Source organism: Kitasatospora sp. MAP12-44 (assembly GCF_029892095.1).
Taxonomy (GTDB): domain Bacteria; phylum Actinomycetota; class Actinomycetes; order Streptomycetales; family Streptomycetaceae; genus Kitasatospora.
In genome coordinates this window covers 2,370,845-2,384,129 of the sequence record NZ_JARZAE010000004.1, presented here as the reverse complement: position 1 = coordinate 2,384,129, position 13,285 = coordinate 2,370,845, and the positions used below count along the sequence as shown (strand labels likewise).

Here is a 13,285-nt window from a genome sequence, read left to right as displayed (position 1 = left end):
CACTTCCGGTCAGCGCCGCACAGCAGGTACGGCAGGTACCGCAGGTACGGCCGGGGCGAGCGGCAGCAGCGCGGCCACGATCCCCACGCCGTCCCGGGTCAGCACCGACTCGGGGTGGAACTGCAGGCTCGCGAAGCCCGGTCCGCGCAGCGCGTGCACATCGCCGGTGAGCTCGTCGCGGGCCACCTCGACCCCGAGCGCCGCGAGCCGCTCGGCCTCGGCGTCGGTGCAGCGCGCGGTGAAGGTGTTGTAGAAGCCCACGGTCTGCCGCTCGCCGAACAGGTCGACGCTCTCCTGCGCACCCTGGAACGGCACCGGCTTGCGGCCCAGCGGCAGGCCCAGCTCGCGGCAGAGCAGCTGGTGGCTGAGGCAGACCGCCAGCAGCGGCGCGGTCCGGGTCAGCGAGCGGACGGCCGCCAGCGCGTCCGCGGTGATCTCCCGCAGCAGCGCCATCTTGGGATCGCCGAGGTCGGCCGGATCGCCCGGGCCGGGCCCGAGCACCAGCGGGCCGGTGTGCGCGGCCACCAGGGCACGCAGCCCGGGGGTGTCGTAGCGCAGCACGGTGACCCGGTGGCCCAGCGAGGTCAGCAGGTGGGCGAGCATCGAGGTGAAGGTGTCCTCGCCGTCCACGACCAGGGTGCCCGCCTCCTGCGCGGCGGGGGCCAGCTGCTGCATCCGCAGCCAGAACGGCGCCAGGTTGGTCCGGCGGGCGTCCAGCGCGGCCTGCACCCGGTGGTCGTCGGCCAGTCGCGGACCCTCGCCGCGCCCCGAGGACCGCTCGGCCGGCGGGCGGGCGCCGAGCGCGGCCAGCACCCCGGCGGCCTTGGCGTGGGTCTCGGCCACCTCCGCGTACGGGTCGGAGTGCCGCACCAGGGTGGCGCCCACCCGGACCACCAGCCGTCCGGTGCGCGCCTCGATGTCCGCGGTGCGGATGCAGATCGGCGAGTCCAGCTGCTGCCCGCCGCTGGCGGAGCGGCCGATCAGCGCCAGCGCGCCCGAGTAATAGCCGCGCCCGCTGCCCTCGTAGCGGCGGATCACCCGGGTCGCGTTCTGCACCGGGCTGCCGGTGACGGTGGCCGCGAACATGGTCTCCTTGAGCACCTCGCGGACGTCCAGCGAGGTGCGGCCGCGCAGCTCGTACTCGGTGTGCGCGAGGTGGGACATCTCCTTGAGCCGCGGGCCGAGCACCTGGCCGCCCAGGTCGCCCACCGTGCACATCATCTTGAGTTCCTCGTCGACCACCATGGTGAGCTCCTCCAGCTCCTTGGGGTCGTGCAGGAAGTCCAGCAGCGAGCCGATGGCGGGGCCGGTGGCCGGATAGCGGTAGGTGCCGGAGATCGGGTTCATCACCACCGTGCCGCCGCTCTGGCGCACATGCACCTCCGGCGAGGCACCGACCAGCACGCGGTCCCCCGTGTGTACCAGGAAGGTCCAGTACGCCCCGCGCTCCTGCTCCAGCAGGCGGCGCAAGAGGGTCAGCGCCAGCGCGGGGGAGAAGTCCGCCAGGGTGGCGGAGAAGTCGCGCCGGATGACGAAGTTGGCGCCCTCGCCGTTGCCGATCTCCTGCGAGATCACCTGCCGGACGATCTCGGCGTACTGCGCGTCGTCGATGTCGAAGCCGCCGCCGGTCAGCGCGACCGGCAGCCCGGGCAGCGCCGGCAGCACCTCGGCCAGCGGGAACGCGTACTGCTCGGCCACCGCGAGGGCCTGCAGCGGCGTGCCGTCGTCGTGCGCCTCGAAGCCGCGCTCGCGGATCTGCCGGTACGGGACGAGCGCGAGCAGGTCGTGCCGCGGCATGCCGTCGGCGGGGCGCCCGAAGCGCACCGGCAGCTCGGCCAGCGTCTCGTACGAGCCGACCTCGCCGATCAGGATCTCGACGGTGTCCGGGGCGAGCCGCGGGGCCCGGCGGTGCAGGACGGCGAAGGCGGGCGCGCCGGGTGCGGTGAGACGGGCGAGCAGGCTGGCCGCTGTGGGGCTGGTCACGTTTCGGCTTCCTTCCGGAGGGTTCTCGGGTGCGGGATGCGGGTCCGCTGTGCCGGGAGGGCCGTCTGCCGATGAAACGCCGACGGCCGCCCCGAGGGGCGGCCGTCGTGTCGTCAGGGACGCGCGATCAGTGGGCCACCTCGGGGATGGTCCACCACCAGGAAAGGGTGAGCGGCGCGTTCATGGAAGTGACAGTAGCCGATGGTCCACTGGAGTGAAGACCTTCGATGAATTGTCTCGTGCGCTGTCTCACCCAGCGGTCAGCAGCGACAAATCGCTTGTCGCACCCCGTAGCCTTGCCAGCGTGACCGTGACAAATCAGTACACCTGGCAGTCCCTGCCCGCGGCGCAGCAGCCTGAATGGCCGGATCCTGAGGCGCTGCGCACCGCTCTTGCGGACCTCGCTTCGTATCCGCCGCTCGTCTTCGCCGGCGAGTGCGACCAGCTGCGCACCCGGCTCGCCGCCGTGGCGCGCGGTGAGGCCTTCCTGCTCCAGGGCGGCGACTGTGCCGAGGCCTTCGACGGCGTGTCGGCGGAGCACATCCGCAACAAGCTGAAGACCCTGCTGCAGATGGCCGCCGTGCTGACGTACGCGGCCTCCGTCCCGGTCGTCAAGATCGGCCGGATCGCCGGGCAGTACTCCAAGCCGCGTTCCAAGTCGACCGAGACCCGGGACGGCGTCACCCTCCCGGTCTACCGCGGCGACTCGGTGAACGGCTTCGAGTTCACCCCGGAGTCCCGCCGCCCCGACCCCGAGCGCCTCAAGCGGATGTACAACGCCTCCGCCGCGACGCTCAACCTGGTGCGCGCCTTCACCACCGGTGGCTACGCCGACCTGCGCCAGGTGCACGCCTGGAACCAGGACTTCGTGCGCAACTCGCCCGCCGGGCAGCGCTACGAGCGGCTCGCCAAGGAGATCGACAACGCGCTGAACTTCATGCAGGCGTGCGGCGTCGCGCCCGAGGAGTTCAAGACCGTCGAGTTCTTCTCCTCGCACGAGGCGCTGGTGCTCGACTACGAGACCGCCCTCACCCGGGTGGACTCGCGCACCGGTGACCTCTACGACGTCTCGGGCCACATGGTCTGGATCGGCGAGCGCACCCGCCAGCTGGACGGGGCGCACATCGAGTTCGCGTCGAAGATCCGCAACCCGATCGGCGTCAAGCTCGGCCCGACCACCACGGTGGACGAGGCGCTGACCCTGATCGAGCGGCTCGACCCCGAGCGCGAGCCCGGTCGGCTCACCTTCATCACCCGGATGGGCGCGGGCAAGGTCCGCGACAACCTGCCCACCCTGGTGGAGAAGGTCACCGCCTCCGGCGCGCAGCCGGTCTGGATCTGCGACCCGATGCACGGCAACACCTACGAGGCCGAGACCGGCCACAAGACCCGCCGCTTCGACGACGTGCTCGACGAGGTCAAGGGCTTCTTCGAGGTGCACCGCGCCCTGGGCACCCACCCGGGCGGCATCCACGTGGAGCTGACCGGCGACGACGTGACCGAGTGCGTCGGCGGCGGCGACGAGGTGATGGTCGACGACCTGCACCAGCGCTACGAGACGGCCTGCGACCCGCGGCTCAACCGCAGCCAGTCGCTGGACCTGGCGTTCCTGGTCGCCGAGATGTACCGCGGGCACTGAGCCGCACAGTGTGACGAAGGCCCCTTCGGTCCTGGAGCAATCCGGACCGGAGGGGCTTTTTCGTTCTCGGAACGCCAGGTAAGGTAAGGCTTAGCTCAATGACGCTGAGACCTTGGGAGTAGCCGCGATGTACGTGTGCATGTGTCATGCGGTCACCGAGGAGCAGGTCAAGCAGGCCATCGACAGCGGTGCCAACTCCCCGCGCCAGATAGCCCAGGGCTGCAAGGCCGGCACGGACTGCGGCTCCTGCGTCCGGCGGATCCAGACGATGCTCGGCGAGCACGGCGCCCGGCCGTGCCCCACCGCCCGGCTGGCCGCCAAGCTCGGCCTGGCCGATCCGGAGGTCAATCTGCCGGCCCTGGTGCAGTCGCCCGTTCGCCGCGTGGCATAGGACCCGGTCTGAGGCGGTCCGGCTCAGGACTCCGGCTGCTCGATCAGCTGGGCCAGGTAGAGCGCCTCGCCGAGCTTCTCCAGCAGTTCGAGCTGGGTGTCCAGGTAGTCGATGTGGTGTTCCTCGTCGGCCAGGATCGACTCGAAGATATTGGCCGAGGTGACGTCGTTCTTGGCGCGCATCACCACGATGCCCCGGCGCAGCCGGTCGATCGCCTCGACCTCGACCTGCCGGTCCGCCTCGAACATCTCCTGGACCGTCTGGCCGATCCGGACGTGGAAGAGCCGCTGGTAGTTGGGCAGGCCGTCGAGGAAGAGGATCCGGTCGGTGAGCGTCTCGGCGTGCTTCATCTCGTCGAAGGACTCGTGCCGGGTGTACTTGGCGAGCTTCGTCCAGCCGAAGTTCTCCTGCATCTTGGCGTGCAGGAAGTACTGGTTGATCGCGGTCAGCTCGGCGGTGAGCTGCTCGTTGAGGAACTCGATGACCTCGGGGTCGCCCTTCATGGCGGTGCCTTTCCTGCCTGCGCGGGGAACGGTGGCTTTCGACCGGAATCCTGACATCGGCAGGGGCGATATTTCCAGTAAGTTCACACTTACCAAGCAATCGCTGGGATTGTCGGATTTGGCCTGATTTTCTGGCCCGGGGGGCGTGCGGCGCAGCCGAGGGGCGCGCGGCTGGCATCGTCCGCCGTCTGTCACCATTGACGCATGGGTCAGTCCGAACACGAGCAACGGCAGCTGTCTGACCTGCGCCTTCCCCCCGGTCAGCGCCTGCAGCGCGGCTGGCCGGTGCTGCACTACGGTCCGGTGCCCCGCTTCAAGCCGCTGACCTGGGACCTCCAGGTCTTCGGGGCGACCGCCTCGGCCGAGAAGCACAGCTGGGACCACGAGGCCTTCCACGCCCTGCCCAAGGTCACCGTCCGCGCCGACTTCCACTGCGTGACCCGCTTCTCCATGCTCGGCAGCGAGTGGAGCGGCGTGTCGGGGGCCACCATCCTGGAGCTGGTCCCGCCGGCCCCGGGCGTCACCCATGTGATGGTCTGGGCGGAGTACGGCTACAGCGCCAACCTGCGGCTGGCCGACTTCGCCGACCCGCGCACGGTCTTCGCCACCCACCGCAACGGCGAGCCGCTGACCGTCGAGCACGGCTTCCCGGTGCGCCTGGTCGTCCCGCAGCTGTACGCCTGGAAGGGCCCCAAGTGGGTGCGCGCGGTGGAGTACATGCGCGCCGACCGCCGGGGCTTCTGGGAGGAGCGCGGCTACCACAACCGCGCCGACCCGTGGAACGAGCAGCGCTACTCCTACCAGGAGGAGCCCGGCGACGGGCCGATGCGGTAGAGACCGGCCGCGTCAGAACTTGATGGTCACCGTGGAGCCCTTGGGCGCCTGCTGGCCGGCGTTCGGGCTCTGCGAGCTGACGTTGAGCAGGCCGAGCAGGCTCAGTCCGCTGGACTTCACCTTGAAACCGGCCGCCGTCAGCGCGTTGGTGGCGTCCGACTCGCTCATCCCGACCACGTTCGGCACCTGCACCGGCTGCGGCCCCTTGGAGAGCGTCAGGGTCACGGTCGAGCCCGGCGCGGCGGTGCCGCTGACGTCCTGCGCGGTCACCGCGCCGGACGGGACGGTGTCCGAGTACGCCTGGTCGGTCCCGAGCGCCGTCTTGAAGCCCGCGCCGGTCAGCGCGCTCTGCGCCTGCGTCACCGGCTGGCCGACCACGTCGGGCACGGCGACCGGAGCCGGGCCCTCGCTGACCACCAGGGAGACCGGTGCGTCCACCGCCAGCTGCTGCCCGGCGGCCGGCGCGGTGCTGATCACCGAACCCTGCGGCACGCTGGGGCTGTAGTCCTGGCTGGTCGTCCCGGGGGTCAGCCGGGCGCTGCTGAGCTGCTGCCTCGCCTGGTCCAGCGGCTTGCCGGTGACGTCCGGCACGGCGATCCGCTCGGGGCCCTTGGAGAGGGTCACCTTGACCCCGTCGCTCTTGCGGGCCCGCGCGCCGACGCCGGGATCGGTGCTGATCACCTGGCCGGCCGGGACGGTCTCGCTGAACGCCTGGACGAACCGGCCCTGCAGGTCGACCCCGTTCAGCGTGCTGACGGCCTGCGCCTGGGTCTGGCCGATCACGCTGGGCACCGTCGCGTAGACCGCGCCGGAGAGGAGGTAGCTGGTCAGCGCGATGACCAGGGCGACGACGCCGAGCACCGCGCCCCACACCACACCCCGCCGCGAGCGCCGGGGCCGGCGCTGCGCCCGGGTGGGGGCGGGCTCGTTGTACGGGCGCGGCTGGGCGAGCAGCGGCATCGGCGGCAGCACGCTGGTGTGCTCGGGCGCGGGAGCCGACAGCGGCGCGGTGATCACCGAGGTCGCCTCGGCGGTGGCGAACCGCGGGGTGGGCCGGGTGGAGGCGGGCGGCTCGGCGTCCAGCTGGTCCGGCGTCAGCGCGCGGCGCACCCGCTGCAGTGCGGCCAGCAGCTCCACTGCGTCCCACGGGCGGGACTGCGGCTCGCGGGCGGTGGCCGCGGCGACTATCGCGTCCAGCTCCGGCGGGATGCCGGGGACGGTGAGCGAGGGGGCCGGGACGGACTCGTGCAGGTGACGGTAGATCACCTGCATCGGGTTCTCGGCGACGTACGGCTTCTGACCGGTGAGCAGCTCGTAGAGCACGATGCCGGCCGCGTAGACGTCCACCCGCTGGTCGGTCGGCCCGGACTGCATGATCTGCTCGGGCGCCAGGTACGAGACGGTGCCCATGACCACGCCCGGCGTGGTGGTGCTGGTGACCGAGGCGCCCGCCTCGGAGAGCAGCCGGACCAGCCCGAAGTCGGCGACCTTGACCAGCCCGCCATCGGTGATCAGCACGTTCTCGGGCTTGACGTCCCGGTGCACCAGGCCCGCCCGGTGCGCGGCGCCGAGCGCGGCCAGCACCGGCTCCAGGATGTCCAGCGCGGCGCGGATGCTCAGCGCACCGCGGTCGCCCAGCACGTCGCGCAGGGTGCGGCCGGGCACGTACTCCATGGCGAGGAAGACGACGCCGCCGTCCGCGCCCTGGTCGAAGACGTTGACCACGTTGGGGTGCGAGAGCCGCGCGACGGCCTTGGCCTCCCGGATGAAGCGCTCGGTGAACTCCACGTCGCCGGCCAGCGCGGGGTGCATCACCTTGAGCGCCAGCACCCGGTCCAACCGGGTGTCGGTGCCCCGGTAGACCGTGGCCATGCCGCCCATCGCGATGCGCTGCTCGACCCGGTACCGGCCGTCCAGCAGCGCTCCGAGCAGCGGGTCGTTCAACGTCATGTCCACCGGAGCAGTGTAGGGGGGCCCGGAGCACGATGCGGTTACCCCGATGTCATGGTTCAGAACGCCGTTCAGAACGCCGGGCGCTCGCGGTGGTCGAGGTCGGCGCGGCCGGCCATCGCCGAGGAGGCCTCGGCGTGGAAGCGGCGCGGGATGCGGCCCGCCCGGTAGGCGAGGCGGCCGGCCTCGGCGGCCCTGCGCATCGCGTCGGCCATCAGCACCGGCTCTTGAGCGCGCGTCACGGCGGAGGCCAGCATCACCGCCGAGCAGCCCAGTTCCATCGCGAGCGCCACGTCGGAGGCGGTGCCCGCGCCGGCGTCCAGGATCACCGGGACGGTCGCGCTCTCCACGATCAGCTGGAAGTTGTGCGGGTTGCGGATCCCCAGGCCCGAGCCGATCGGCGAACCCAGCGGCATGATCGCCGAGCAGCCGACGTCCTCCAACTTGCGGGCCAGCACCGGGTCGTCATTGGTGTACGGGAGCACCACGAAGCCGTCGTCGACCAGTGTCTCGGCGGCGTCCAGCGTTTCGATCGGGTCCGGCAGCAGGGTCCGCTCGTCGGCGATCACCTCCAGCTTCACCCAGCTGGTGCCGAGCGCCTCGCGGGCGAGGCGGGCCGTCAGGACGGCCTCGCCGGCGGTGAAGCAGCCGGCCGTGTTGGGCAGGATCCGGATGCCGTTGCGGGTCAGCACGTCGAGCACCGAGCCCTGCGTATTGGCGTTCACCCGGCGCATCGCGACGGTGGTCAGCTCGGTGCCCGAGATCCGCAGCGCCTGCTCCAGGACCTCCAGGCTGGGGGCGCCGCCGGTGCCCATGATCAGCCGGGAGGTGAAGGTGGTGTCGGCGATGGTCAGAAGGTCGTCGGCCATGGCTGCTCAGCCTCCCTGGACGGCGGTGAGGATCTCGATCCGGTCGCCCGCGCTGAGTACGGTCCGCTCCCAGGCGCCGCGCGGCACGACGGTCTCGTTGACCGCGGCCGCGACCCCCGAGGGCGCGCTGCTCAGCGCGGAGACCACCTCGGCGAGGGTGGCGGTGTCCGCGACCTCGCGCGGTTCGCCGTTGACGGTGAGGGGGATCGGGTTCATCGGGTTGCCTTCACGGTGAAGCGGGTGGGGGAGAACGGGACGGCCGGCTCGGGCAGGACCCCGGTGGCCAGGTAGTCGGCGAGCAGGTCGCCGGTCACGGCGCTGAGCAGCACGCCGTTGCGGTAGTGGCCGGTGGCGGCCGCCAGGCCCGGCAGGTCGGTGGGGCCGAGCAGCGGGGCATTGTCGGGCGAGCCCGGGCGCAGGCCCGCGCTGGTCTCCACCAGCGGCAGTTCGGTGATCCCGGGCACCAGATCGTGCGCGTCGCGCAGCAGTTCGTAGACGCCGCCCGCGGTGACGGTGGTGTCGTAGCCCTGCTCCTCGCTGGTCGCGCCGATCACCAGCTCGCCGTCGGCGCGCGGAACCAGGTAGAGGTGCTGCCCGCGGACCACCGCGCGGACGTTGCGGGAGAGGAACGGGCCGTACGCGGTTGGCATCCGCAGCCGCAGGATCTGCCCCTTGACCGGGCGGATCGCGGGCAGCACGTCAGCCGGCAGCCCGGGCAGCAGATGGCTCTGCGGTCCGGCGGCGAGCACCAGTTGAGGAGCGGTCAGCTGTTCGCAGCCGTCCACCTCGACGCCGCTCGCGCGGTCGCCGTCCAGCAGCAGCGCGGTCGCCCGGCCGCGCCGCAGCACGACGCCGGCCTGTTCGCAGGCGGCCACCAGGGCGGCGCAGAGCCGGCGGCCGTCCACCTGGTGGTCGCCGGTGACGTGCAGACCGCCGCGGACCGCGGGGGAGAGCATCGGTTCGAGCTTGCGGCACTCGCGGCCGGTCAACCAGTGCGAGGCCAGGCCGAGCCGCTGGTGGAACGCGTGCAGCTCGCGCAGCTCCTCGCGGTCGTCGGAGTCCAGCGCGACGGCGAGTGTGCCGGTGGCGCGGTAGCCGGTGGGCAGGCCGGTGAGCTGCTCCAGTTCGGCGGTGAACGCCGCGTACCGCTCGTTGGAGGCGATCCCCAGACGCAGCAGCGGCTCCTCGCCGTAGTGCAGCTCGGTGACCGGTGCCAGCATGCCGGCCGCGACCTGGGCCGCGCCGCCGCCGGGCTCCGGGTCGACCACGGTGACTGCGAGCCCGCGCTGGGCGGTGCGCCAGGCGACCGCAAGTCCGATGACGCCGCCGCCGATCACCAGCACGTCGGTGGGCCGCGCTATCGGATCGGGCCGTGCGCAGTCTGTGCCTGTCAAGGCGCTGATGCTCCCTTCGCCGGAATGACCCGGATCAGGTTCGGACGGTCGCAGGCCGCGTCAGCCCGCCTCTCAGCCCGGTGCACCGGGCTCCCGTGATGAGGATGCCTCCTACCCTAACGCCGGGTGACACCCGGGCCGAAGGCGTGCCCGGCCCTCGATACGGGTTCCGGCAACCCCCGGTGAAGGCTGGTACGGATCGCTACAGTGAGCGAGTGGCTGAGCTGAAGAGCGCGGAACAGGTGGTCATCGTCGGCGCCGGCATGGCGGGAGCGCAGTGCGCGCTCGCGCTGCGCCAGGGGGGTTGGCAAGGGGGGATCAGTCTGCTGGGCGAGGAGTCGCAGCCGCCGTACGACCGGCCGCCGCTCTCCAAGGACGTGCTGCTCGGCAAGACCGACAGCACCGCCTTCGAACTGGACTGGGAGCAGCTGGGCATCGAGCTGCTGCCCGGCCGCCGGGCCACCGGCCTGCGCCCCGGCGTGCTGGAGACCGACGGCGGGGAGCTGGCCTACGGGCAGCTGGTGCTGGCCACTGGCGCCGACCCGGTCCGGCTGCCCGGCGCGGACGGCGCCCGGGTGCTGCGCACCCTGGACGGCGCGGACGGCGCCCGGGTGCTGCGCACCCTGGACGACGCGCTCGCGCTGCGGGCCGTGCTGCGCCCGGGCCTGCGGCTGGTGCTGGTGGGAGCCGGCTGGATCGGCGCCGAGACCGCCACCGCAGCCCGGCAGCTTGGCTGCGAGGTGACCGTCCTGGAGGCCGCCGCCGAACCGCTGGCCGGCGCGCTGCCGACCACACTGACCGCGCCGATGGAGCGCTGGTACGCCGAGGCCGGCATCGACCTGCGGCTCGGCGCGAAGGTCGCCGCCGTGCGGCCGGACGGCGTGCTGCTCGCGGACGGCTCGGTGCTGGCCGCCGACGAGGTGGTGGTCGGCATCGGTGCCCGGCCGGCCACCCGCTGGCTGGCCGGCTCGGGGGTCGAACTGGACCCGGCCGGGGCGATCCTCACCGACGCCTCGCTGCGCACCTGCCTGCCGCGGGTCTGGGCGGCCGGCGACTGCGTCAGCTACCCCTCGGCCCGGTTCGGGGAGCGGATCAACGTCCAGCACTGGGACCACGCGATGCACTCGGGACGGGCGGTGGCCGCCGCGCTGCTGGGCGCCGACGCGGCCTACGACCCGGTGCCGTACTTCTGGTCCGAGCAGTTCGGGCGGATGGTCCAGTACGCGGGTCGGCACGCGGCCGGCGACCGGCTGGTCTGGCGCGGCTCGCCCGAGGACCCGGCGTGGAGCGTGCTGTGGCTGCGCGAGGGCGCGCTGGTGGCGGCGTTCGCGGTCGACCGGCCGCGTGACGTGGTGCAGGCCCGCCGCCTGATCGACCAGGCCGTGGTGCTCGATCCGGAGCGCGCCGGCGACCCGGCGGTGGCGCTGAAGTCGGCGCTCTGACGGCTTCGCCCGGGGCGTTTGGTGCGCGGGAGTGCCAGGGGATGGCAGGCTGGTGCCGTGAGTAGCGATACGGATGCCAAGATCGAAGCCTTCGTCCACGAGTGGATGTACCTGCCCGACATCTCCGAACAGTGGGGTGTGCGGGTCACCGAAGTGCGCCAGATGGTCAAGGACGGTGAGCTGATCGCGTTCCGCCGCGGCGAGAACCGCTCGCTCCAGGTGCCGGCCGCCTTCATCGACGGACCCGGCCTGGTCAAGCACCTGGCCCCGACGCTGACCCTGCTGCGCGACGCCAAGTTCACCGACGAAGAGATCATCGAGTGGCTCTTCACCGAGGACCCGACGCTGCCGGGCAGCCCGATCCAGGCGCTGCAGGAGAACCGCGGGACCGAGGTCAAGCGGCGCGCCCAGGCGATGCTGATCTGATGGCCGGAGCCGACCACCGGGCGAAGCTCGCCGACGCCCGGCTCTACCTGTGCACCGACGCCCGGCGCGAGCAGGGCGACCTGCCGCAGTTCCTGGACGCGGTGCTGGCGGGCGGCGTGGACATCGTCCAGCTCCGGGACAAGGCCCTGGAGGCCAAGCAGGAGCTGGCGGCCCTGGAGGTCTTCGCGGACGCCGCCCGGCGGCACGGCAAGCTCTTCTCGGTCAACGACCGCGCCGACGTCGCGCACGCCGCCCGGCCCCAGGTGCTGCACCTGGGCCAGGACGACCTGCCGGTGCCGGCCGCCCGCGCGATCCTCGGCGAGGATGTGGTGATCGGCCGCTCCTGCCACGCCGAGTCCGAGGTGGACGGCGCGATCGCCGAGGCCGGCGTGGACTACTTCTGCACCGGGCCGGTCTGGCCGACGCCCACCAAGCCGGGCCGGTACGCGCCGGGCCTGGGTCTGGTGGAGTACGCGGCGCGGCAGACCACGGACCGCCCGTGGTTCGCGATCGGCGGGATCGACCTGGGCAACCTGGACGAGGTGCTGGCCGCCGGCGCCCGCCGGGTGGTGGTGGTCCGCGCGATCACCGCCGCCGACGACCCGGGCGCGGCCGCCGCGGAGCTGGCCCGCCGGGTGCGCGCGGTCCAGTAGCTCAGTAGCGGCGGACGGTGGCGGCCCGGGCGAGCGCGAGCAGCGTGGTCCGGGCCGCCTCGTCCGCCAGCGGGGCGGCGTCCAGGGCGGCCAGCGACTGGCCCATCAGCGAGTCGATCCGCTCCTCGACCCGGTCGGCCGCGCCACTGCGGGCGACCAGCTCGCCCAGCTCGGCGATCTCCTCGGCCCCCAGGCCCGGCGCGCCGAGCCGCTCGTCCAGTCGGCGGGCCTCGGCCGCGGGCAGGCCGCGCAGGGCCAGCGCGACCAGCATCGTCCGCTTGCCCTCGCGCAGGTCGTCGCCGGCGGGCTTGCCGGTCACGGCCGGGTCGCCGAAGACGCCGAGCAGGTCGTCGCGCAGCTGGAAGGCCTCGCCGAGCGGCAGCCCGAAGGCCGAGTAGGCGCCGACCAGTTCGTCGGACGCCCCGGCGAGCCGGGCGCCGACCTGCAACGGGCGCTCGATGGTGTACTTCGCCGACTTGTAGTGCAGAACGGTCTGCGCCCGGTCCAGCGCCAGCGCGTCGGTCGAGTCGCCGGCCACCGGCTCCAGCACGTCCAGGTACTGGCCGGCCATCACCTCGGTGCGCATCAGGTCGAAGACCGGCTTGGCGGCCAGCACGGCGGCGGGCGGCAGTCCGCAGCGGACGAAGAGCTCGTCGCACCAGATCAGCAGCAGGTCGCCGAGCAGCACCGCGGCCGCCGCGCCGTACTGCTCGCGGTCGCCGCGCCAGCCGCTGTCCCGGTGCAGCGCCTCGAAGCGCCGGTGGACGGCGGGCAGGCCGCGCCGGGTGTCGCTGCGGTCCATCAGGTCGTCGTGCACCAGGGCGCTGGCCTGCAGCAGCTCCAGCGCGGCCGCCGCGTGCTCGATGCCCTTGCTGTCGGCCGCCCCGCCCGCGCCGCGCCAGCCCCAGTAGCAGAAGGCGGGCCGCAGCCGCTTGCCGCCGTCCAGCAGGAAGTCACGCAGCGCGTCGGTGGCCGGGACCAGGCCGGGGGAGATCTTGCCGAGCAGGGCGCCCTGCTCGTCCATGAACGCCGTGAGCGCGGCGTTCACGCGCTCGCGGACCGCCTCCACATCGAGGGGCTGCACGGGCGACGGGCTGGGCGAGGTCACGGCGGTCTCCGGAATCACTGGGGTACGGCCAGACTAGCCCGGGCCACCGGAAGCCGTTGTCCGTGGACATCGCGCGGCCGTCGCGCGCTGTGG

13 protein-coding genes and 1 riboswitch are annotated in these 13,285 nt (G+C 72.7%); of the genes, 6 read left to right on the top strand and 7 right to left on the bottom strand.

From position 1 onward, the window contains the following. Positions 1-9: 9 nt before the first annotated feature. Entirely contained in the window at positions 10-1,983 is a 1,974-nt protein-coding gene (locus P3T34_RS11215) for an anthranilate synthase family protein (protein ID WP_280665880.1), read from the bottom strand. A gap of 304 nt (positions 1,984-2,287) precedes the next feature. On the opposite strand from P3T34_RS11215, the gene P3T34_RS11210 reads away from it, so the two are divergent. Further along, positions 2,288-3,622, top strand: a complete 1,335-nt coding sequence (locus P3T34_RS11210; protein WP_280665879.1) for a 3-deoxy-7-phosphoheptulonate synthase class II — start codon at positions 2,288-2,290, stop codon at positions 3,620-3,622. Between the two features lie 127 nt (positions 3,623-3,749). Next, positions 3,750-4,013: a (2Fe-2S)-binding protein gene (locus tag P3T34_RS11205; protein WP_280671979.1), complete on the top strand. Its 264-nt coding sequence runs from the start codon at positions 3,750-3,752 to the stop codon at positions 4,011-4,013. Between the two features lie 23 nt (positions 4,014-4,036). On the opposite strand, the gene bfr is transcribed toward P3T34_RS11205, so the two are convergent. Next, positions 4,037-4,516, bottom strand: coding sequence for a bacterioferritin (bfr, locus tag P3T34_RS11200; protein ID WP_280665878.1), 480 nt, complete (start codon positions 4,514-4,516; stop codon positions 4,037-4,039). A 204-nt stretch (positions 4,517-4,720) separates the two neighbouring features. Between bfr and P3T34_RS11195 the strand changes: the two genes are divergently transcribed. Next, positions 4,721-5,350, top strand: a complete 630-nt coding sequence (locus P3T34_RS11195; RefSeq protein WP_280665877.1) for a sulfite oxidase-like oxidoreductase — start codon at positions 4,721-4,723, stop codon at positions 5,348-5,350. Between the two features lie 12 nt (positions 5,351-5,362). Here P3T34_RS11195 and pknB read toward each other — a convergent pair whose 3' ends face one another. From pknB to thiO, 4 genes are all read right to left on the bottom strand, one after another. Continuing rightward, complete coding sequence (pknB, locus tag P3T34_RS11190) at positions 5,363-7,300, bottom strand: Stk1 family PASTA domain-containing Ser/Thr kinase (RefSeq protein ID WP_280671977.1); 1,938 nt, start codon at positions 7,298-7,300, stop codon at positions 5,363-5,365. 71 nt (positions 7,301-7,371) lie between these two features. After that, positions 7,372-8,169: a thiazole synthase gene (locus P3T34_RS11185; protein WP_280665876.1), complete on the bottom strand. Its 798-nt coding sequence runs from the start codon at positions 8,167-8,169 to the stop codon at positions 7,372-7,374. A 6-nt stretch (positions 8,170-8,175) separates the two neighbouring features. After that, positions 8,176-8,385: a sulfur carrier protein ThiS gene (gene thiS / locus P3T34_RS11180; protein WP_280665875.1), complete on the bottom strand. Its 210-nt coding sequence runs from the start codon at positions 8,383-8,385 to the stop codon at positions 8,176-8,178. Continuing rightward, complete coding sequence (thiO, locus tag P3T34_RS11175; protein ID WP_280665874.1) at positions 8,382-9,563, bottom strand: glycine oxidase ThiO; 1,182 nt, start codon at positions 9,561-9,563, stop codon at positions 8,382-8,384. The genes thiS and thiO overlap by 4 nt, the downstream gene beginning before the upstream one ends. Continuing rightward, positions 9,557-9,670: riboswitch (TPP riboswitch) on the bottom strand. Its footprint overlaps the gene before it by 7 nt. 156 nt (positions 9,671-9,826) lie before the next feature. Between thiO and P3T34_RS11170 the strand changes: the two genes are divergently transcribed. From P3T34_RS11170 to thiE, 3 genes are all read left to right on the top strand, one after another. Further along, on the top strand, positions 9,827-11,005 hold the full coding sequence (locus P3T34_RS11170; protein WP_280671975.1) for an FAD-dependent oxidoreductase: 1,179 nt from the start codon (positions 9,827-9,829) through the stop codon (positions 11,003-11,005). Between the two features lie 105 nt (positions 11,006-11,110). Continuing rightward, positions 11,111-11,431: an Rv2175c family DNA-binding protein gene (locus P3T34_RS11165; RefSeq protein ID WP_280671973.1), complete on the top strand. Its 321-nt coding sequence runs from the start codon at positions 11,111-11,113 to the stop codon at positions 11,429-11,431. Then, positions 11,431-12,084, top strand: a complete 654-nt coding sequence (thiE, locus tag P3T34_RS11160) for a thiamine phosphate synthase (protein ID WP_280665873.1) — start codon at positions 11,431-11,433, stop codon at positions 12,082-12,084. The genes P3T34_RS11165 and thiE overlap by 1 nt, the downstream gene beginning before the upstream one ends. 1 nt (position 12,085) lies before the next feature. Here the strand turns inward: thiE and P3T34_RS11155 are convergent, their stop codons facing one another. Continuing rightward, positions 12,086-13,192 (bottom strand): polyprenyl synthetase family protein, encoded by a 1,107-nt coding sequence (locus P3T34_RS11155; RefSeq protein WP_280665872.1) that lies wholly within the window; start codon positions 13,190-13,192, stop codon positions 12,086-12,088. Between the last annotated feature and the right edge of the window lie 93 nt (positions 13,193-13,285).